18 protein-coding genes are annotated in these 19,326 nt (G+C 70.6%); 12 read left to right on the top strand and 6 right to left on the bottom strand.

Features of this window, described 5'->3' with window-relative positions:
• Positions 1–14: 14 nt before the first annotated feature.
• The 7 genes from ABEG18_RS09385 (at position 15) to ABEG18_RS09355 (ending at position 6,832) form a co-directional block, all read left to right on the top strand.
• Positions 15–863, top strand: coding sequence for a fumarylacetoacetate hydrolase family protein (locus ABEG18_RS09385; protein WP_406857799.1), 849 nt, complete (start codon positions 15–17; stop codon positions 861–863).
• A gap of 66 nt (positions 864–929) precedes the next feature.
• Positions 930–1,970, top strand: a complete 1,041-nt coding sequence (locus ABEG18_RS09380; protein ID WP_406857798.1) for a GlxA family transcriptional regulator — start codon at positions 930–932, stop codon at positions 1,968–1,970.
• Positions 1,971–2,088: 118 nt separating this feature from the next.
• Positions 2,089–2,721 carry an ABC transporter permease gene (locus tag ABEG18_RS09375; protein ID WP_406858574.1) on the top strand — a complete coding sequence of 211 codons (633 nt, stop codon included), beginning with the start codon at positions 2,089–2,091 and terminating at the stop codon, positions 2,719–2,721.
• A complete protein-coding gene (locus ABEG18_RS09370; protein WP_406857797.1) occupies positions 2,718–3,824 on the top strand; it encodes an ABC transporter ATP-binding protein in 1,107 nt (368 codons plus the stop codon). The genes ABEG18_RS09375 and ABEG18_RS09370 overlap by 4 nt, the downstream gene beginning before the upstream one ends.
• Before the next feature lies 1 nt (position 3,825).
• Positions 3,826–4,554: an ABC transporter permease gene (locus ABEG18_RS09365; RefSeq protein ID WP_406857796.1), complete on the top strand. Its 729-nt coding sequence runs from the start codon at positions 3,826–3,828 to the stop codon at positions 4,552–4,554.
• A 32-nt stretch (positions 4,555–4,586) separates the two neighbouring features.
• Positions 4,587–5,477 (top strand): glycine betaine ABC transporter substrate-binding protein, encoded by an 891-nt coding sequence (locus ABEG18_RS09360; RefSeq protein WP_406857795.1) that lies wholly within the window; start codon positions 4,587–4,589, stop codon positions 5,475–5,477.
• A gap of 17 nt (positions 5,478–5,494) precedes the next feature.
• Positions 5,495–6,832 carry an MmgE/PrpD family protein gene (locus ABEG18_RS09355; protein ID WP_406857794.1) on the top strand — a complete coding sequence of 446 codons (1,338 nt, stop codon included), beginning with the start codon at positions 5,495–5,497 and terminating at the stop codon, positions 6,830–6,832.
• Between the two features lie 6 nt (positions 6,833–6,838).
• On the opposite strand, the gene ABEG18_RS09350 is transcribed toward ABEG18_RS09355, so the two are convergent.
• The 6 genes from ABEG18_RS09350 to ABEG18_RS09325 all read right to left on the bottom strand — a co-directional run bounded on the left by ABEG18_RS09350 (position 6,839) and on the right by ABEG18_RS09325 (position 14,856).
• Positions 6,839–8,005, bottom strand: coding sequence for an NAD(P)/FAD-dependent oxidoreductase (locus tag ABEG18_RS09350; RefSeq protein WP_406857793.1), 1,167 nt, complete (start codon positions 8,003–8,005; stop codon positions 6,839–6,841).
• Positions 8,006–8,012: 7 nt separating this feature from the next.
• Complete coding sequence (locus ABEG18_RS09345) at positions 8,013–9,635, bottom strand: FAD-dependent oxidoreductase (protein WP_406857792.1); 1,623 nt, start codon at positions 9,633–9,635, stop codon at positions 8,013–8,015.
• 108 nt (positions 9,636–9,743) lie between these two features.
• Positions 9,744–10,343 (bottom strand): sarcosine oxidase subunit gamma, encoded by a 600-nt coding sequence (locus ABEG18_RS09340; protein WP_406857791.1) that lies wholly within the window; start codon positions 10,341–10,343, stop codon positions 9,744–9,746.
• Entirely contained in the window at positions 10,336–13,317 is a 2,982-nt protein-coding gene (locus tag ABEG18_RS09335) for a sarcosine oxidase subunit alpha family protein (RefSeq protein ID WP_406857790.1), read from the bottom strand. The genes ABEG18_RS09340 and ABEG18_RS09335 overlap by 8 nt, the downstream gene beginning before the upstream one ends.
• The gene (locus ABEG18_RS09330; RefSeq protein ID WP_406857789.1) at positions 13,314–13,586 is read right to left on the bottom strand and encodes a sarcosine oxidase subunit delta; all 273 of its coding nucleotides are present in this window, start codon (positions 13,584–13,586) and stop codon (positions 13,314–13,316) included. Before ABEG18_RS09330 ends, ABEG18_RS09335 begins: the two co-directional genes overlap by 4 nt.
• Before the next feature lie 19 nt (positions 13,587–13,605).
• Positions 13,606–14,856, bottom strand: a complete 1,251-nt coding sequence (locus tag ABEG18_RS09325; protein WP_406857788.1) for a sarcosine oxidase subunit beta family protein — start codon at positions 14,854–14,856, stop codon at positions 13,606–13,608.
• A gap of 77 nt (positions 14,857–14,933) precedes the next feature.
• Here ABEG18_RS09325 and ABEG18_RS09320 point away from each other — a divergent pair, with 77 nt between their 5' ends.
• From ABEG18_RS09320 to ABEG18_RS09300, 5 genes are all read left to right on the top strand, one after another.
• The gene (locus tag ABEG18_RS09320) at positions 14,934–15,944 is read left to right on the top strand and encodes a GlxA family transcriptional regulator (protein ID WP_406857787.1); all 1,011 of its coding nucleotides are present in this window, start codon (positions 14,934–14,936) and stop codon (positions 15,942–15,944) included.
• Positions 15,945–16,028: 84 nt separating this feature from the next.
• Positions 16,029–16,850: a transporter substrate-binding domain-containing protein gene (locus ABEG18_RS09315; RefSeq protein WP_406857786.1), complete on the top strand. Its 822-nt coding sequence runs from the start codon at positions 16,029–16,031 to the stop codon at positions 16,848–16,850.
• 96 nt (positions 16,851–16,946) lie between these two features.
• Positions 16,947–17,687, top strand: a complete 741-nt coding sequence (locus ABEG18_RS09310; RefSeq protein WP_406857785.1) for an amino acid ABC transporter permease — start codon at positions 16,947–16,949, stop codon at positions 17,685–17,687.
• Positions 17,684–18,541: an amino acid ABC transporter permease gene (locus tag ABEG18_RS09305; RefSeq protein WP_406857784.1), complete on the top strand. Its 858-nt coding sequence runs from the start codon at positions 17,684–17,686 to the stop codon at positions 18,539–18,541. Before ABEG18_RS09310 ends, ABEG18_RS09305 begins: the two co-directional genes overlap by 4 nt.
• A complete protein-coding gene (locus tag ABEG18_RS09300; RefSeq protein ID WP_406857783.1) occupies positions 18,528–19,298 on the top strand; it encodes an amino acid ABC transporter ATP-binding protein in 771 nt (256 codons plus the stop codon). The genes ABEG18_RS09305 and ABEG18_RS09300 overlap by 14 nt, the downstream gene beginning before the upstream one ends.
• Positions 19,299–19,326 lie beyond the last annotated feature (28 nt).

Below are 19,326 nucleotides of genomic sequence, written 5' to 3'. Positions count from 1 at the left end.
GGAGTTCGCAGACCGTGAGATTCATCAGCTTCAAGACCGGCGGCAGGCCCAGCTGGGGCCTCGTCGACGGCGACGACGTCGTCGACCTCGGCGCCCTGTTCGGGGCGCAGGCGCCGGACCTGAAAACCGCGATCGCGGCCGGGCTCCTGCCCCAGGCCCGGGCACGGGCGTCGCAGGGCGTGCGCGTCCCGCTGTCGGCGATCGAGTGGCTCCCGGTCATTCCGAACCCGGACAAGATCCTGTGCATCGGGCTGAACTACGAGACGCACCGCCAGGAGACCGGCCGCGACGTGGTGGGGAAGCCGACAATGTTCGGGCGCTTCGCCAACAGCCAGACGGCGCACCTCGCCGACATCGTCCGGCCGAAGGTCTCCACCCAGCTCGACTACGAGGGCGAACTGGCCGTGATCATCGGCAAGCCGGGCCGCCATGTCGCCCGGGAGGACGCGTGGGCCCACATCGCCGGCTACGCGCTCTACAACGAAGGGAGCGTGCGCGACTTCCAGCGCCACACGCACCAGTTCACGCCGGGCAAGAACTTCCCCGGGACGGGCGCCTTCGGTCCCTGGATGATGACGCCGGACGAACTCGGCGCGCTGGGCTCGCTGCGGCTGCGCACGCGCCTCAACGGCGAGGTCGTCCAGGACGCGGCGATCGACCAGATGATCTTCGATATCCCCACCCAGATCGCCTATTGCTCGACCTTCACGCAGCTGGAGCCCGGCGACGTGATCGTCACCGGAACGCCTGGCGGGGTGGGATCGAGGCGCACGCCGCCGGTGTGGCTGAAGCCTGGCGACGTCGTCGAGGTGGAGCTCGACCGCCTGGGCGTGCTGCGCAACGGCGTCGTCGACGAAAGCTGAGAGGGCCGTCGCTTGATGACCGTGGAACGGCCTGCCGGCCGAGACCGGCCGAGACGAGGTGACCTGGTGTTGAAAGGGAGCCCGGGAGCTCGATCCCTGGACCGGGACGAGGCGCTCGGCCCATCGCGCCACACCGTGGTCTTCCTGCTCGTCGAAGGCGTCTCGATGATGAGCCTGGCGAGCGGGGTCGAGCCGTTGCGGTCGTTGAACCGCCTGATCGGCCGCGACGCCTGGCGCTGGCGGCTGGCCAGCCTCGACGGGGCGCCGGTCGAGGCGTCGAACGGCATCCCGCTGGCGACGGTCCCGGTGGACGAGGCGCTCGCCGGGGCGGATTTCCTCTTCGTGTGCGGCGGCCTGCGCATCCAGTCCGTGGACGAGCGGCGCTACCTCAACGTGCTCAGGCAGGCGGTCAGGGCGAAGATCGCCGTCGGCTCGCTGTCGACGGGCACCTATCTGCTGGCGCGGGCCGGGCTGCTGGACGGCTATCGCTGCACGATCCACTGGGAGAACCGGCCGGCCTTCCAGGAGGAGTTTCCCGAGCTGACCTGCACGGACAAGCTCTTCGAGATCGATCGGGACCGCCTCACCTGCTCGGGCGGCGTGGCCGCGATGGACATGATGCTCCATCTCATCGCCGAGCGGCACGGGGCGGACCTTGCCCGGCGGGTGGCCAACCAGTTCCACCACGAGCGCATCCGCGACGAGCGCGACAACCAGAGCGGGGGGCGGCTCGAGCGACTGGCCAACCTGCCGCGGCCGGTGCGCTCGGCGGTCCATCTCATGCAAGGCGCCATCGAGGACACGCTCTCGATCGCCGCCATCGCCGAGCGCGTCGGCATGAGCCCGCGCCAGCTGGAGCGGCTGTTCCTGCGCTATCTCGACGTCACGCCGGCCCGCTACTACCTCGCCCTGCGGGTCGACCGCGCCCGCGAGCTGCTGCTCTATTCCGATTGCCCGATCCTCGAGGTCGCCATCGCGACGGGCTTCACGTCGACGTCGCATTTCGCCTACTGGTTCAAGCGCCTGCACGGGGTCCGGCCGTCCGGGGTGCGCGTGCGCGGCGGGCGGGAGGATCCGGCCCGGCCGACGCTCGAGGCGGGTCGATAACGTGATGGTACGTGTCGCTTCCCGGGCCTTCGCAACCTTGGCGGGCGCCTGATGCTCCACCGTGCGGCTCGACATCCGCAGGAGTGAGGAGCGGCGCTTGGACACCTTCGCCTTCATCATGGCGAACCTGCCGGTCATCGGGCAGCGCATGCTCGAACATGTCTCGCTCGTGGGCGTGTCCGTGACGGTCGCGATCGCGACCGGCGTGCCCATCGGCATCCTGATCACGCAGAGCCAGGCCGCCGCGGACCGGGTGCTCTATGCGGCGGCGATCATCATGACGATCCCGTCCATCGCGCTGTTCGGGGTCCTCATCCCGATCCTGTCGCTGATCGGCCAGGGCATCGGCTACCTGCCCGCCGTGATCGCGCTGATCCTCTACGCCCAGCTGCCGATCATCCGGAACACCTACACGGCGATCATGAACGTCGACCCGGCCCTGCGGGAGGCGTCGCGCGGCATGGGGATGACGACCCTTCAGCGGCTGCGCCGGGTCGAGCTGCCGCTCGCTTTGCCGGTGATCATCAATGGCGTGCGCAACGCCGTGGTGCTCAACATCGCGATCGGCGCCATCGCGACCTATATCGGGGCCGGCGGGCTCGGGACCTTCATCTCGCGCGGCATTTCGCAGACCGATCCGCGCCAGCTGCTCACCGGCGCACTGTCGGTCAGCCTGCTGGCGATCATCGCCGATTTCGCCCTGTTGGGCGCGCAGCGCCTGCTCACCTCACCCGGCTTGAGGCTTCGATGATCCGCCTCGACCAGGTCTCCAAGCATTTCGGCTCCGTGGTCGCCGTCGACCGCATCGACATGGAGGTGCCGGCCGGCGAGGTCTGCGTGCTGCTCGGCCCCTCGGGCTGCGGCAAGACCACCACGATGAAGATGATCAACCGGCTGATCGCGCCCAGCGCAGGCCGGATCTTCATCGACGGGCGGGACGCCGCCAGCGTCGACGAGGTGACGCTGCGCCGCTCCATCGGCTACGTCATCCAGCAGATCGGCCTGTTCCCGAACATGACGGTCGAGGACAATATCTGCGTCGTCCCCGACCTGCTGGGCTGGCCGCGCGCCAAGGCGCGGGCGCGGGCCGCCTACCTGCTCGAGCTCGTCAACCTCGATCCCGGCCTGTTTTTGAAGCGCTATCCCAAGCAGCTCTCGGGCGGGCAGCAGCAGCGCATCGGCGTGGCGCGCGCGCTGGCCGCCGACCCGCCGGTGCTGCTGATGGACGAGCCCTTCGGGGCCATCGACCCGATCAACCGCGAGGTGATCCAGGACGAGTTCATGAAGCTCCAGGCGGAGCTGAAGAAGACCGTCGTGTTCGTCAGCCACGACATCGACGAGGCCGTGAAGATGGCCACCCGGATCGCGATCTTCCGCGACGGCCGGCTCGTCCAGTACGACACTCCCGACACCATCCTGGCGCGTCCGGCGGACGCCTTCGTGGCCGAGTTCGTCGGGACGGACCGCACGCTCAAGCGCCTGCGGCTCCTGAAGGTGGCGGACGCCATGATGGCGGACCCGCCCCGCGTCCGCGCCGAGGATACGCTCGACACCGCCGTGCGGCTGATGGAGGAGCACGGCCATGGCTCCATCGTCATGGTCGGCCCGCGCGGCCGGGCGCGGGGCGTGGTCCGGATCGAGGCGGCCCGCGGGCTCAAGGGCACGGTCGCGGAGCGCCAGGAGCCGCTGCCCGGCGTCGTCAACGTGAAGAGCGACCTGCGCGTCGCGGTGTCGGACATGTTCACGCACGGGGTCACGTGGCTCGCCTGCGTGGACGACGAGGGCTTCTACAAGGGCTACATCACCCAGCGGGGCGTCTCGCAGGCGCTCGGCGCCGCCTACAAGGACCGGTGAGATGACGCAGGCCGGGCTCCGAAGCGCGCTCCGGTTTCTCCAGATCCTGGCCGTTTTCGCCCTGGGCGCGTGGCTCCAGGCGCGCGGATACCTGCCGTCGCTGCTGCGCTACGGCGGCGACGTGCAGTATCTCATCCGCGGCCACCTCGCCCTGGCGGGCGTATCCGGCGCGCTCGCCATCCTGGTCGGACTGCCGATCGGGATCGCGCTCAGCCGGCCGCGCTTCGCCGCCTATGCGGATGCGGTGACCCAGGTGATCAATCTGGGCACCACCATCCCGACGCTGGCGCTGATCGCCATCGCGATGTCGTTTCTCGGCATCGGCGCCCCGCCGGCCATCTTCGCCCTGTTCGTGCTGACGCTGCTGCCCATCGTGCTGAACACGGTCGCGGGCCTGCGCTCGGTGCCTTCGCACCTGATCGAGGCGGCGCGCGGCATGGGCATGAAGCCGCGCCAGATCCTGACAAGGGTCGAGCTGCCCAACGCGGTCTTTGTGATCCTGGCCGGCGTGCGCACCGCCATGGCGATCAATATCGGCACCGTGCCGCTGGCCTTCCTGATCGGCGGCGGCGGCCTCGGCGAGCTGATCTTCACCGGCATCGACCTGATGGAGCCCACCATGCTGCTGGCCGGCGCGATCCCGACCGCGCTCTTGGCCGTGGCTGTCGATTTCGCCATTGGCCAGGCGCAGTTCTGGCTGGTTCCGCGGGGCGTCAATCCGTTGCGATGAGCGGCGGCGACTACGAAAAAAGGGGAACGACCATGCTGAAACGCCACTTCCTTGCACTCACCGCAGCCGCCCTCGCGATGACGGCCCTGCCTCTGGCGGCGGGCGCCCAGACGCTCGTGGTCGGCGGCAAGAACTTCACCGAGCAGCAGATCATGGCCGAGATGACCACCCAGCTGCTCAAGGCCAAGGGCTTCACGGTCGACAAGCGGGCCGGGCTGGGCACCGCGCCGCTCCGGCAGGCGCAGGAGGCCGGCCAGGTCGACCTCTACTGGGAGTACACGGGCACGTCGCTGATTACCTTCAACAAAGTGACGGACAAGCTCGACGCCGCGGCCACCTACGCCAAGGTCAAGGAGCTGGACGCCGCCAAGGGCCTCGTCTGGCTGAACCCGTCCAAGGCCAACAACACCTACGCGCTGGCCATGCGCAAGCCGGACGCCGAGGCCAAGGGCGTGAAGACGCTGTCGGACCTCGCCGCCAAGCTGAAGGGCGGCATGACCGCCAAATTCGGTTGCAACGCCGAGTTCTACGCCCGTCCCGACGGCCTTGGGCCCCTGCAGACCGCCTACGGCTTCGAGTTCGGCCGCGAGAACGTGGTGCGCATGGACACCGGCCTCGTCTACCAGGCGCTGCGGGATTCCCAGGTCGAAGTGGGCCTCGTCTTCGCCACCGACGGCCGGGTGCCGGCCTTCAACTTCGTGATCCTGACCGACGACAAGGGCTATTTCCCCACCTACGCGATGACGCCTGTCGTCCGCAAGGAGACGCTGGACAAGAACCCGAAGCTCGCCGAGATCCTCAACGCGCTCTCGGCCAAGCTGGACGACGCCACCATGGCCCGGCTGAACGCCTCGGTGGACGTGGACAAGAAGTCCGTCGAGGAGGTCGCGTCGGGGTTCCTGAAGGACCAGTCCCTGATCTGATCCCGCGAGGCGCCGCCATGCCCCTGCCGCCGCTCGCCTTCATCCACGACCTGCGGTTCGGCGACCTGCCGGCCGGCGTGGTCCGCATGGCCCGGCGCTGCCTGCTGGACCTCGTCGGGGTCGCGGCGAGCGGCAGGTCCACGGCCCTGTCGCGGATCGCGCACGGTTTCGCCGTCCGCAACCTGGGCGCCGGCGAAGGCGGCGGCTCCCGCCTCCTCTTCGACGGGCGGCGCGCCAGCGCGGCGGGCGCGGCCTTCGCGGGCGCGTCGACGATCGACTCCTTCGACGCCCATGACGGCCACGCCCTGACCAAGGGGCATGCGGGCGTCGCCATCCTGCCGGCGCTGCTCGCCGTGGCGGACGCGGAGCGCCAGGACGGCCTCCCCGGCGGCGAGATCCTCACCGGACTCGTGATCGGCTACGAGCTGGCCATCCGCGCCGGGATCGCCCTGCACCGCAGCGTCGCGGACTACCACACCTCCGGCGCCTGGAACGGGGTCGCCTGCGCGGCCGTGGGCGCGCGCCTGCTCGGTCTCGACGGCGAGGCGACCCGCCACGCGCTCGGCATCGCGGAATATCACGGGCCGCGCAGCCAGATGATGCGCTGCATCGACCATCCGACCATGGTGAAGGACGGCTCGGGCTGGGGCGCGCTGGCGGGCGTCTCGGCCGCCTATCTGGCGCGGGACGGCTTCACGGGCGCGCCCGCGATCACGCTGGAGGCCGACGACCAGGCCGATCTCTGGGCCGATCTCGGCTCGCGCTGGCGCATCGGGGAGCAGTATTTCAAGCCCTATCCGGTCTGCCGATGGGCGCAGCCGGCCGTGGAGGCCGCGGCCGCGCTCGTCGCCGAGCACGGGCTTGGCCCGGACGACATCAAGGCGGTCGAGGTGGAGAGCTTCGCCGAAGCCGTGCGGCTCGGCTGCGCGCCGCCGGCCACGACCGAGGCGGCGCAATATGCGCTCGGGTTCCCGCTGGCGGCCTTCCTGGCGCGCGGCACGCTGGGGGCGGCCGAGATCGCCGACGACGGCCTGGGCGACCCCGCCATCCTGGCCATGCTGGAGCGCATCGCCCTGCGCGAGGACCCCGCCTGCTCGGCGGCGTTCCCGGCCCAGCGCCTCGCCCGAGTGACCATCGCACTCAAGAACGGGGCGCGCCATGGGAGCGCCCTGACGCCGGCGCGGGGCGATCCCGACGCGCCGCTCTCGGATGGCGAGGTCTTGGCCAAGTATGAGGCGCTCGCCGGAGGCCTCGCCCGAGCCCGGCGCCTCAGGATCGCGGCGGCGGTCCAGGAGCTGGGCGACGCCAACAGTCCGGCCGGGCTGATGGACCTGCTCGCCGAACCCCTCGGATGACCGGGGTCAGGCCGCTTCGGACTCCTCGGCCGCCTTCGCCCTCCAGCCCTGCAACTCGCGCCAGTTGGGCTCAAGGTCGGCGAAACGCTCCAGCCTGAACGTGGAGATGTCGGCGAAACTGCACGCGCCGTCGACCACGAGGTCCCGGATGGCGCGCCCGCTGGCGGGGGACAGTCCGAAGCCGATGCTGGACAACGTCGCCACGGTGGCGTTCGCCACGGTCGAGAGCCGATCGATCACCGGCCGTCCATCGGGCGTGTTCTCGATCACGCCGGCCCAGGAGCGGATGATGCGCGCATGCGCGGCCTTGGGCAGCAGCTCGGCCAGGCGACGGCCGATCGGGCCCATCAGCGGCGTGCTCGGCTTTGCGGGCGCGCCCTCAGCCGGCGTATCAAGCCATTCATGCGGGCCGCCCCCATAGGCGAGGTTGCCGCGCAGGGTCTGCCGGCCATAGAGGCCGTTGCCGTCCACCCCGCCATAGGGCATCAGCGGCAGCGCCTCGGTGACGATCATCTCCGCCCGGGCGGCGACCATCGGCACGTCCTGCCCAAGCATGGCGGAGAGCCGACCCGTCGAGGGGCCGGCCGCGATCACGACATGCTCGCAGGCGATCGGGCCACGATCCGTCAGCACGGCCTTGACCCGCCCTCCGGCGACGTCGAAGCCGCTCACGCTGCAATGCTGCATGACGCGGCCGCCATGGTCCTGCATCGCCCAGGCGTAGCCTTGCAGCGTGCGGTGCGGGTTGGCGTGGCCGCCGAACCGATAGAGGTAGCCGCCCACCATGGTGTCGCCCGCCAGCGGCACGAGCTCGCGGATCTGCATGGCGTCCAGCTCTTCCGACGCGAATCCCTGGCGCGCCGCGTTGCGCACCGCGCGGCCATAGAGCTCCATCTGCTCGGCCGAACCGGCGAGCCGGATCCGGTGGGGACGAAACTCGGTGGGATAGCCGAGCAGCTCGTCCATCATCGGCCAGAGGCGCTGCTCCTCGGCGAACAAGGGCGAGAAATGGTGCGAGCACCCTCCCCCGTTGCGGCCGGACGCCTCCCAGCCCACCATGCCCTTGTCGATCACGAGGACATCCACGCCCTCGCGCGCCAGCCACCAGCCGGCGCTGAGGCCGGTGACGCCGCCGCCGACGATGACCACGGACGCGCCCTGCGGTTCGTTCATTGCGCCCTCACTCGCTGGCCACGGGGCCGGATCCCCGCCCCGTCGTCACCGTGTAGCGCTCCGGAACCTCCCAGAACGGCACATACTGGGCGTGCATGCCGAACCACGTGTCCCAGTGCTCGGCCTGCTCGGGCGGCTCCGGCAATTGGCCCGCCAGGGACAGCGGGATCGGCCGGACGGGCGCGCGATAGCTGGCCAGCGGCACGGCGGACAGCGGCGCCGCGCCGCTCAGGGCGAGGAGCGCGGACACCTGCTCGCGGCACCGGCGGCCCTGACAGGGCCCCATGCCGGCGCGCGTCAGGCGCTTCACCTGGTCGGGATGGGGCGGCCCCTCCCCCAGCAGCGCCGCCAGTGAGCGGTCGTTGCGTCGCTCCGTGGTCCAGTCCAGGTAGCGCGGCGGACGAACCTCGATCAGTTCGCGCGCCGTCACCTCCTCGCACTGGCAGACCTGGACCTCGGCCCTGGCCTCGACGACGCTCGCCCGCACCCAGTCGAGCCGATAGGCGGACAGGTCATAGGCGGGCTCGTCAGGGCCGGGCGGCGTTGCGGCGGCGCCCGCAGGCGCTCCCCGGGCGGCGAGGATGGCGGCGACCGCGCGACGGGCCTCGTTTTCGGCGACCGACATGTCCAGGGTCTTCGACGGCCAGACCCCGGCGCAGTCCCCGATGGCGAAGACGGTGGCCAGCGAGGTGTGCTGGTCGGCGTCGACGACAGGAGCATAGCCGCCCCGTTCCGGCTGGAACGCCGTGCGGCAGCCGAGCGCATCGAGCAAGTCGATCACCGGCGTGGCGCCGACCGCGAGCACGACCCCGTCGCAGGTGATGCGCGTCTCGGGTCCGACGCTCCGGCCCGCTGCGTCGATCTGAGCCACGAGCACGGCCTCGACGCTCTCGCCGACCGCCTCCCGGACGACGCGCCGGAACAGGATCTCGGTTCCGCCCGCCCGCAGGGCCTCGACGAGGTCCGCGGGCCCGACGGGCGCGGCGGCCTGCTCGACGATGGCGGCCACGCTCACCCCGGCGTCCTCCAGCGCGAGGGCGGCGTGGAGAGCGTCGGCGGACGAGCCCAGTACGACCACCCGGCGCGGCGCGAGCGCCCCATAGCGGCGCGCGAGCGCCACCGCGGCGGTCGCTCCCATGACGCCGGGCTTCTCCCAGCCCGGGAAGGCGAGCCCCATGTCGCGCCGGCCCGCGGCGACGATCACGTGCTCGGCGGTCATGAGCCACGCCCGCTCGGGGTTGGACAACCCGGCGATGCTGTCGGGCAGCCACGCGGCGCCCGGCCCCTTGCCGTAGAGGCCCCAGCAGGACGTCCGCAGCCGGACGTCGACGCCGGCTTCGAACGCCTCCTCGATCAGGGGCTCGGACGCGATGAAGGCCTCCATCATGGCGTTGGCGTTGCGGACCGCGGCCGTCATGCCCTGCCCGTAATGCAGCGGGACCTCGTCTCCCATGCCGGTAGCCGAGACGGGGTTCTCGTCCACGAGCACGACCGACAGGCCGCCCCGGGCCGCCGCGATGGCCGCCGTCAGTCCCGCTCGCCCGCCTCCGACGACGAGGAGCTGGACGTGCTCGGCGGCGACCCAGGGCTTGCCGGCCACGGATTTGGGGTCGTAGGAGGTCTCGCTCATCGGGATCTCGCATGCGGCGTCGGCCGGTATTGTTCCCGCCGCGCGCCAAGGCGGGCGGCCGGATTGCGACATGGGCGGCGGCGAAACCGACGCCGGTTCGCCGACGGTTCAGCCTCGGACGTCGCAGCCGAACTCCGCCGCGGAGGCCGACAGCCAGGACCAGAAGCTCCCCGCCATGCTGCGCGGGACCAGGATCGTGAAGGTCTCCCCTTCGCGCCAGATCGCCACGTTCATGTGGGCGACCGCCGTCAGCGCGACGGCGCCGTCCCCGAAGGCGGCGGGGTGCAGGTCGATGATGAAGCCCTTGGCCAGCGCGCGCCGGACGGCCGGCCCGGACAGGCGCAGCGCCGCCCAGCCGTCGCTCTGCTCCGACACGGCGGCCAGCTCCTCCAGGTCCGCGCAAGCGGACCGGAGCGCGTCGCGATCGTCGGCCACGAGCATCCAACGGTCCGGGCCGGCCCAGGCCGCCGCAAAGGACCCCGCGCGGCGGATGAGCGGTGTCTCCGGCAGAGCGATCCCGAGCCGCCCGGCGATCGCCCCGGCCAGAGCCGGACGGCCCTCGCCGGCGACGATCAGCATGGCGAGCCCGAGCCCCTGCAGGGCCTCGATGGTCACGCCGGGCGCGCCGCCCGGGCCGATGCGGCCAGGGGCGGCGACGTCCGCCCAGGGACTGCGCCGGGTCCAACGCGCCAAAACCATCTCAACCATGGAGGCGGGTTCCTTCCGGATCGAAGAACACGGGACCGCAGATCTCGACCTCGACGTCGCCGTTGCGGACGGGGTCGTAGGCCCGCATGCGCCCGCCAATGCGGCTCGTCCCGTTGGCGAGGAGGCCAAGCCCGATCCAGCAGCCGAGATTCGGCGAGAAGGCCACCGAGGTCACGTGGCCCTGGTCGTTCGCCATCGTGGCCGGCTGGCCGACCTCGATGAAGTGCGCGCCGGCGCGCAGCCGCTGGCTCGGGTCGACGGGCTTCAGCCCGACCAGGATCGGCCTGTCCGGAGCCACGAGCGCCTCGCGGCCGGCCATCACGCGTCCGATATAATCCTTCTTGGACGACATCATGCGCCCGAGGCCGAGGTCGCGCGCGGTGGTCTGGCCGTTCAGCTCGCCGCCGGCCGCGTGGCCCTTCTCGATGCGCATCACCCCCATGGCCTCCAGCCCATAGGGCGTGACGCCGAGCGGCCGGCCGGCCTCGGTCAGGGCGGTCGCGAGCGCGTATCCATGGTCGGCCGGAACCGCGATCTCGTAGGCGAGCTCGCCCGAGAACGAGATCCGGAACAGGCGCGCCAGCACGCCGCCGCCCACTGTGACCTCGCGGGCGGCCAGATAGGGCATGGCCTCGTTCGAGAGGTCGTGGGCGCCGTCGACCACGGCGCGCAACAGCTCGCGCGACTTCGGGCCCGCGACGGCCATCTGGGCCCATTGCTCGGAGACGGAGACGAGCCGGACGTCGAGCTCCGGCCACAGCACGTCGCTGCAGAATTCCAGGTGCTGCATCACGCCTACGGCGTTGGCGGTGGTGGTGGTGAGAAGGTAATGGCTCTCGCCCAGGCGGGAGGTGGTCCCGTCGTCCATCACGAAGCCGTCCTCGCGCAGCATGACGCCATAGCGCGCCTTGCCGACAGGCAGCGATTTCCAATGGTTGACGTAGACGCGCTCCAGGAACTCCGCCGCGTCGGCGCCCTGCACGTCGATCTTGCCGAGCGTAGAGACGTCGCAGATCCCAACCCCGCCGCGCACCGCGAGCACTTCGCGGTTGACGGTTTCGAGCCAGTCCGCCTCTCCGGGCCGCGGGTAGTACTGCGCCCGCATCCACAGGCCGGACTCGACGAAGACCGCGCCCTGCTCCTGCGACCACGCATGGGTGGGGCTGCGGCGGAGCGGGCGGAAGTCCCGGCCGCGGTGATGGCCCGCCAGAGCGCCGATCGCCACCGGCGTATAAGGCGGCCGGAAGATCGTGGTCCCGGTCTCCGGGATGGAGCGGCCCGTCTGCTCGGCCATCAGGGCGAGCCCTGGGAGGTTCGAGGTCTTGCCCTGGTCGGTCGCCATGCCGAGCGTGGTGTAGCGCTTCAGGTGTTCGACGGAGCGATAGCCCTCCCGGGCGGAGAGCGCGATGTCGGCGTCGGTGACGTCGTTCTGGAAGTCGACGAAGGCCTTGCCCTTGCCGCCCGCGACGCGCCAGCGCGAGGCCGACGCGACCGGCTCCGGATCGGCCTCCCATGGCTCGACCGCCGCGGCCGCAAAGCCGCAGGCGGAAGCCGCCTCGCCGCCGAGACGCGCGCCGGCGGCCAAAATGTCGCCCAGAGCGTAACGCCCCGCGGCGGCGCCGGCGACGCTCATGCCCGGCGGCAGGGCGTCGGGAACGAAGGCCTCGATCGCCGGATCCCAGACGGGCTTGTTGTTCTGGTGCGAGGTGAGGTGCAGGGCCGGGTTCCAGCCGTTGGACACGGCCAGGAGATCGCAGGCGACCGCGTGCTCGCGGCCCTGCGCGTCCCTCACGGCGACGCTGCGGAGCGCGCGGCCGCCCGAGGCGGCGCTGACGACTGCGCCGGCGTGCAGCGCGGCCCCGGTTTCGCGCGCCAGCGCCACGAGGGCGGGCGCCGTCTCCGGCCGGGGGTCCACGATCGCCGCCACGCGGACGCCGGACGCCGCGAGATCGCGGGCCGTCGACCAGGCTTCGTCGTTGGTGGCGAAGACCACGGCCTCGCGCCCCGGAAGGGCGGCGAACCGGTTGACGTAGCTGCGCACCGAACCCGCCAGCATGACGCCGGGCGTGTCGTTGCCGGCGAAGACCACCGGCCGCTCGATGGCGCCCGACGCCAGGACGCTCCGCCGGGCGACGATGCGCCAGGCGCGCTGCCGCGGCTGGAACGGCGGCGGGGTCGGAAGGTGGTCCGCCACGCGCTCGACCGCGCCGAAGATCCCGTGGTCGAAGGCGCCGTAGACGGTGGTCCGCCGCATGATGGTGACGCCGGGCAGGCTTTCCAGCTCGGCGACGACATCCCGCGCCCAGTCGCCGGCCGGACGCCCGTCGATCACGCGCCTGTCGGACAGGAGCCGGCCACCCAGCTCGAAGTCCTGCTCGCACAGGATCACCCGCGCGCCCGAGCGGCCCGCCGCGAGCGCGGCGGCGAGGCCCGCCGGGCCGGCGCCGACCACCAGCACGTCGCAGAATGCGAAGGCCTTCTCGTAATGGTCGGGATCCTCGGCCCCGGCCGCCCGGCCGAGGCCCGCGGCTTTGCGGATGAGGGGCTCGTAGACCTTTTCCCAGAAGCTCGCCGGCCACATGAAGGTCTTGTAGTAGAAGCCGGCGCTGAACAGCGGTCCGGCGAGGCCGTTCACGGCCATCAGGTCGAAGGCGAGCGAGGGCCAGCGGTTCTGGCTGCGCGCCTCCAGCCCGTCGAAGAGCTCGGCCGTGGTGGCGCGGGTGTTCGGCTCCCGCCGGGCGCCCGTCCGCAGCTCCACGAGGGCGTTGGGCTCCTCGGGCCCGGCCGACAGGAAGCCCCGCGGCCGGTGATACTTGAACGACCGCCCGACGAGCCGGACGCCGTTGGCCAGCAGCGCGGAGGCCAGCGTATCGCCCGCATGGCCGGCGTAGTCGCGCCCGTCGAACCGGAACGCGAGGGTGAGGCTGCGGTCGATCTGGCCGCCCCGCGGCGCCCGATGCGGCTGAGGGATCATGCCGCGGCTCCCTTGCGGGCGGGCCGGGCCGCCTGAACGTCCGAGATGGCGTGCGTGCGGGTGTCGCGCGTCACCACCAGCCAGGCGTGGCAGCCGGCGCTGTGGCGCCAGAGCTCGCGCAGCGGCCCGGCCGGATTGTCCCTGAGATAGACGTAGTCGAACATCGCCTCGGCGGGCGCGTCGGCTGATGGGCGGCGCGGCGCGGCGTCGCCCCGGTAGGTGAACTCCTGCGCATCCCGCGAGCCGCAGTGAGGACAAGCGATTCTCATGGTCGTGGTCCTGGCTGGCTCAATGGAGATTGGGCTGGGCGCCGGCGCCCCGCTCGTCGATGACGCGGCCCGTGGCGAACCGGTCGAGCCGAAGCAGCGCAGCGACCTCGTGCGGCTCGTCGCGGGCGATCAGGTGGGCGAAGCAGAAGCCCGAGGCGGGCGTGGCCTTGAAGCCGCCATAGCACCAGCCGCAGTTGAGGTAGAGGCCCTGGACGGGCGTGTGGTCGATGATGGGCGAGCCGTCCATGGACATGTCCATGATCCCGCCCCACTGGCGCAGCATCCGCACGCGGCCGAGCCCGGGCCAGACCGCCATGCCGGATTCCATGACGTCCTCCACGGTGGGGAGATTTCCCCGCTGGGCGTAGGAATTGTACATGTCGATGTCGCCGCCGAAGACCAGCCCGCCCTTGTCGGACTGGCTGATGTAGAAGTGCCCGGCCCCGAAGGTGACGACGGTGTCGATGAGCGGCTTGACGCCTTCCGACACGAAGGCCTGCAGGACGTGGCTCTCGATCGGCAGGCGCAGCCCCGCCATGGCGGCGACGCGGCTGGAATTGCCGGCCGCGGCCAGCGCCACTTTGCGGGCGCGGATGGGGCCGCGCGTGGTCTCCACCCCGGTGACCTGGCCATTCTGGACCGAGATCCCGGTCACCTCGCAATGCTGGATGATGTCGACGCCGCGGCGATCGGCGGCGCGGGCGTAGCCCCACGCGACGGCGTCGTGCCGGACCGTGCCGCCGCGCCGCTGCAGCAGCCCGCCCTGGATCGGGAACCGGCCATTGTCGTAGTCGAGGAAGGGGAGCATCGCCCGGACCTGTTCGCGGCCGAGCAGTTCGGCGTCGACGCCGGCCAGCCGCATGGCGTTGCCGCGACGGGCGTAGGCGTCGCGCTGGCTGTCGGAGTGGTAGAGGTTCAGCACGCCGCGCTGGCTCACCATGGCGTTGAAGTTGATGTCCTGCTCCAGCCCTTCCCAGAGCTTCAGGGACAGCTCGTAGAAGGTCGTGTTGCCCGGCAGCAAGTAGTTGGAGCGGATGATGGTGGTGTTCCGGCCGACATTGCCGGACCCGACATAGCCCTTCTCGACCACGGCGACGTTGGTCACGCCGTGGCGGCTCGCCAGGTAGTGCGCGGTCGCCAGCCCGTGTCCGCCCCCGCCGACGATCACGACGTCGTATTCGGGCTTGGGAGCCGCGTCGCGCCAGGCCGGCGCCCAGCCGCGGTTGCCCTTCAGGGCCTGCGCGGCCAGGGAGAAGATCGAATAGCGCATCAGAGCAGGGTCCGGGTGCGCCCTGCCCGGCGGGCGAGGCTTGCTCCGGGCAGATTGCCGAACGTAGCATCGCGGACATGACCGCCAGCGACGCGCGTTTGACCTCCAGCGACGGGCTTGCTTCCCCGCCGCCCACCCATGTGGGGTTCCTGCTCATCCCCGACTTCGCGCTGCTGCCCTACGCCAGCGCGATCGAACCGCTGCGCGCCGCCAACAGGCTCTCCGGCCGGCCGCTCTATCGCTGGAGCCATGTCTCGATCGACGGATCGCCCGCCCAGGCGTCCAACGGGGTGGAGATCAGGCCCGACGTCAGCGTCGGCGACGACGTGCGCTTCGACTGCCTGATCGTCTGCGCCGGCGGCAATCCCGCCGCCTTCCGGAACGCGGCCGTGTTCGCCTTTCTTCGCCAGCAGGCCCGTCGCGGGGCCCGCATCGGCGGCGTTTCGGGCGGGTCCTACATCCTGGCGAGGGCCAATCTCCTGACGGGCTACCGGTTCACCATCCACTGGGAGCACGCGCCGGCGCTGCTGGAGGATTATCCGGAACTCGACCTGCGGCGGTCCCTCTACGAGATCGACCGGGACCGGCTGACCTGCAGCGGCGGCACCGCTCCGCTCGACATGATGCACGCCGTCATCGCGCGCGAGCATGGCAGCGAGCTGGCCCTCGCGGTCAGCGAGTGGTTCCTGCAAACCCATGTCCGGGAAGGCGCGGGACCGCAACGAATGCCGCTGCGGGAGCGGCTGGGCGTGAGCCACGCCCCGCTGCTGCGCGTGGTCGAGCGAATGGAGCAGAATCTCGAGGCGCCGCTCCCCCGGGCGGAGCTGGCCCGCAGCGCCGGGGTGTCCTTGCGCCAGCTGGAGCGGCTGTTTCGCACGCATCTGGGCCATTCGCTGGGCGAACATTATCTCGGCCTGAGGCTGGATCGCGCCCGCGACCTCCTGCGTCAGACCAGCCTTTCGGTCCTCGAGGTCGCGGTGGTCTGCGGCTTTTCGAGCGCGAGCCATTTCTCCCGCGCGTTCCGCGCCCGCTTCCACCATCCGCCGCGCGCCGAGCGCGGCGCGCGCCAGCCGGCGGTTTGGCGCTAGTCGTCAAGAACACGTCGCACCAGGTCAAATCGCAAAAGCCATCCATCGAAACTCTAGCGACAACGACAAGAAGGGATCGAAGCCATGAAACGGATCACCGCGCTGGCCCTCGCCTGCGTCGCATTGCTGGCCTCGGCGCCGGCTTACGCCCAGGACTCGTTGGCCAAGATCAAGGAGAAGGGCGTCCTCACCGTCGGGGTGAAGAACGACTACAAGCCCTGGGGCTTTCTGGACCCCTCCGGCCAGATCGTCGGGCTCGAAATCGACCTCGCCAAGGCGGTGGCCGACAAGGTCGGCGTGAAGCTCGAGACGGTCCCGGTGATCGCGGCGAACCGGATGGAGTTCCTGCGGCAGGGCCGCATCGACATGGTGATCGCCACGATGGGCGACACGCCCGAGCGCCGGAAGGTCGTCGGCATGGTGGAGCCGAACTACTACGCCGGCGCGACCAATGTGATGGCGCCCAAGAGCGCCAACCTGAAGCAATGGGCGGATCTGAAGGGGCGGAAGGTCTGCGCGGTGCAGGGCGCCTACTACAATCGCCGGGTCACCCAGCTCTACGCGCCGGAGCTCGTGGTCTTCCCGTCCGTGCCCGACGCGCTGAACGCCCTCCAGGGCAATAACTGCGTGGCCTTCCTGTTCGACGACACGCTGATCGTCTCGACGCTGGCCGCCGGCGATCCGAAATGGGCGACTTACGAGATGCCGCTCGCCTCCGAGGATCCCCAGCTCTGGGCCGTCGGGATCCGGCTGGAGGACATGGACGCGCCGTTCGGCAAGCTCGTCAAGGACATGTCGGTGGACTGGCACAAGAGCGGCAAGCTCCTGGAACTGGAGCGGAAGTGGGGCATCAAGCAGAGCCCGTATCTCATCGAGATGAACCAGAAGCTGAAATCCGCGTCCTGACCCTGCCGGCGGCCGGCGGCCCTCGAACGGCCGCCGGTCTCGTTTCTTGAACGCGCGACGCCGCGCGCCCGCCTTCCTCCCGAGCCGGTTCCGCACGTGATCGCTGACTTCTTTATCTGGCTGAACGAGGCGCATGGGTGGAACTTCTCGATCTTCTATGACCCGTTCGACCGGGCCCGCTTCCTCACCGGGCTGTGGACGACGCTGTATCTGTGCGTCTGCTCGATCCTGGCGTCGCTGGCGCTCGGCCTTCTCGGCGCCTGGATCGCGGGCGGGCGATCCCGGCTGGGACGCCTCCTGGTTCGCGCTTATGTGCAGTTCTTCAGGAACACGCCGCCGCTGGTGCAGCTCGCCTTCTTCTACTTCGCCGTGGCGAGCCTGATCCCGACGGTCGGGGACGGCTTCGGCGGGCGCTCGGCCCTGATCTCGGGGGCCGGATGGGCCATCATCTCGTTCTCGCTGTTCGCCGGCGCGTTCAATGTCGAGATCTTTCGGGCGGGGATCGAGGCCGTGCCGCAGGCGACCGTGGAGGCCGCCGAGTCGCTCGGCTATTCGCGCCTGCAGCAATACGCCTATGTGGTCCTGCCTCTCGCGTTCCGGATCTGCCTGCCGGCGCTGAACAACAACCTCGTGAACCTGGTGAAGACGACCACCCTCGCCTACGCCATCGGGACGCCGGAGCTGCTCTACGCGGCGTCGCAGATCTGGTCCGAGGTGCTGAACGTGCGCGAGATGATGAACGTGCTGCTCGTGACCTATGTGGGCCTCGTGGCCCTGCTCGTCTGGGTCATGAGCGGGTGGGAGCGGATCCTGCGCATCCCGGGTTACTCCCGATGAGCAAACCGGCCCGCACCGACCTGCCGGTCCTGCTGCCGTTCAGGCCAGCCGCTCCCCTGCCGTCCATGGGGCTCGCCGCCCCCGTGCTGCTCGGCGCCGGGGCGCTCGCCGTCCTGGCGGCGTCGTTCGGGGCCTCCGTCGCGCTCGCCCAGGCGGTCGGACCCGGCGGCCGGGACGCCGCCGCGACCGTCCTGCTGCGATGGGCGCCGCTGATCTTCCAGGGCTTCCTGTTCAACGTCCTGATCAGCGTCCTGTCCATGGCGCTGGGCACGGTCGCCGGCCTGATGCTCGGCCTGGCCCAGATCTCGATCCTGGCGCCGGTGCGCAAGTCCGCCTGGGGAGTGACGCAGTTCTTCCGCAACGCGCCATGGCTGGTGCTGCTGTTCTACGCCATGTTCCTGCTGCCCTACGAAGTCCGCATCGGCGGCCTCGCGATCCCGCTGCCGGCCTGGGCCAAGGCGGTGGTCGGCCTCGCTCTCCCGGTGGCGGCCAACATCGCCGAGATCGTGCGCGGCGGCGTCCAGTCCCTGCCGGAAGGACAATGGGAATCGGCCGAGGCGCTGGCCTTCACGCGCCGCCAGACGCTCTGGATGATCATCCTGCCCCAGGCGCTGAAGCGCATGATCCCGCCCTGGATGAACATGTACGCCATCCTCACCATGGCGACGACGCTGATCTCCGTGGTCGGGATCCAGGACGGCCTGACGGTGACGCGCGCCGCGCTGGTGGCGGAGAGCCGGCCCGAGCTGATGATCCCGATGTATCTGATGCTGCTCCTGATGTTCTTCGCTTACTGCTACCCCATCGCCCGGGTCACCCTGGCGATGGAACGCCGCTTCAATGTGGAGGCCTGACCGCATGTCCGCAGGCCATCGCCTGGGCGAACCCGTCGTCGTGATCGACGGCCTGGAGAAGTTCATCGGCGCGCTCCAGGTGCTGAAGCATGTCAGCCTGACGGTCCGCCGGGGCGAGACGGCCTGCATCATCGGCCCGTCGGGATCGGGCAAGTCGACGCTGCTTCGCTGCATCAACGGCCTCGCGCCCATCACCAAGGGGTCGATCACCGTGGCCGGCCGGGAGGTGAACGACCCGAAGCTCGACAAGCTCGCCCTGCGGCGGGACGTCGGCATCGTCTTCCAGCAATACAATCTGTTCCCGCACAAGACGGCCTTGCAGAACGTGATGATGGCGCCCATCCACGTGCTGAAACAGGACAAGGCCGCCGTGGAGACGCGCGCGCGGGCGCTGCTGGCCAAGGTCGGGCTCTCCGACAAGCTCGCCAGCTATCCAGGCGAACTGTCGGGAGGGCAGCAGCAGCGGGTCGCCATCGCGCGGTCGCTGGCGATGAACCCCAAGGTCATGCTGTTCGACGAGGTGACGGCGGCCCTGGACCCGGAGACCAAGAAGGAGGTGCTGGTGACCATCCGCGACCTCGCCGCCGAGGGCATGACCTGCATCCTGGTCACCCACGAAATGGGCTTCGCCCGCGAGATCGCAGACCACGTCTACTTCACCGACGGCGGGGTGATCGTCGAGGACGGCCCTCCGGCGGTCCTGTTCGACCGGCCGCGCGAGGCGCGCACGCGCGCCTTCCTCGACCAAGTGCTCTGAGGCGCGCCCTCGCCGATCCTCGCCTGGC

The sequence above is a fragment of the Alsobacter sp. KACC 23698 genome (genome assembly GCF_045348435.1).
Taxonomy (GTDB): domain Bacteria; phylum Pseudomonadota; class Alphaproteobacteria; order Rhizobiales; family Beijerinckiaceae; genus Alsobacter.
This window is presented reverse-complemented; position numbering and strand designations above follow the sequence as displayed.

What these genes read in the sequence shown, in the direction of transcription:
- ABEG18_RS09375 (WP_406858574.1), top strand. Translation starts at nt 2,089, where the DNA reads ATGGCGAACCTGCCGGTCATCGGGCAGCGCATGCTCGAACATGTCTCG.
- ABEG18_RS09370 (WP_406857797.1), top strand. Translation starts at nt 2,718, where the DNA reads ATGATCCGCCTCGACCAGGTCTCCAAGCATTTCGGCTCCGTGGTCGCC.
- ABEG18_RS09365 (WP_406857796.1), top strand. Translation starts at nt 3,826, where the DNA reads ATGACGCAGGCCGGGCTCCGAAGCGCGCTCCGGTTTCTCCAGATCCTG.
- ABEG18_RS09360 (WP_406857795.1), top strand. Translation starts at nt 4,587, where the DNA reads ATGCTGAAACGCCACTTCCTTGCACTCACCGCAGCCGCCCTCGCGATG.
- ABEG18_RS09355 (WP_406857794.1), top strand. Translation starts at nt 5,495, where the DNA reads ATGCCCCTGCCGCCGCTCGCCTTCATCCACGACCTGCGGTTCGGCGAC.
- ABEG18_RS09350 (WP_406857793.1), bottom strand. Translation starts at nt 8,005, where the DNA reads ATGAACGAACCGCAGGGCGCGTCCGTGGTCATCGTCGGCGGCGGCGTC.
- ABEG18_RS09345 (WP_406857792.1), bottom strand. Translation starts at nt 9,635, where the DNA reads ATGAGCGAGACCTCCTACGACCCCAAATCCGTGGCCGGCAAGCCCTGG.
- ABEG18_RS09340 (WP_406857791.1), bottom strand. Translation starts at nt 10,343, where the DNA reads ATGGTTGAGATGGTTTTGGCGCGTTGGACCCGGCGCAGTCCCTGGGCG.
- ABEG18_RS09335 (WP_406857790.1), bottom strand. Translation starts at nt 13,317, where the DNA reads ATGATCCCTCAGCCGCATCGGGCGCCGCGGGGCGGCCAGATCGACCGC.
- ABEG18_RS09330 (WP_406857789.1), bottom strand. Translation starts at nt 13,586, where the DNA reads ATGAGAATCGCTTGTCCTCACTGCGGCTCGCGGGATGCGCAGGAGTTC.
- ABEG18_RS09325 (WP_406857788.1), bottom strand. Translation starts at nt 14,856, where the DNA reads ATGCGCTATTCGATCTTCTCCCTGGCCGCGCAGGCCCTGAAGGGCAAC.
- ABEG18_RS09320 (WP_406857787.1), top strand. Translation starts at nt 14,934, where the DNA reads ATGACCGCCAGCGACGCGCGTTTGACCTCCAGCGACGGGCTTGCTTCC.
- ABEG18_RS09315 (WP_406857786.1), top strand. Translation starts at nt 16,029, where the DNA reads ATGAAACGGATCACCGCGCTGGCCCTCGCCTGCGTCGCATTGCTGGCC.
- ABEG18_RS09305 (WP_406857784.1), top strand. Translation starts at nt 17,684, where the DNA reads ATGAGCAAACCGGCCCGCACCGACCTGCCGGTCCTGCTGCCGTTCAGG.
- ABEG18_RS09300 (WP_406857783.1), top strand. Translation starts at nt 18,528, where the DNA reads ATGTGGAGGCCTGACCGCATGTCCGCAGGCCATCGCCTGGGCGAACCC.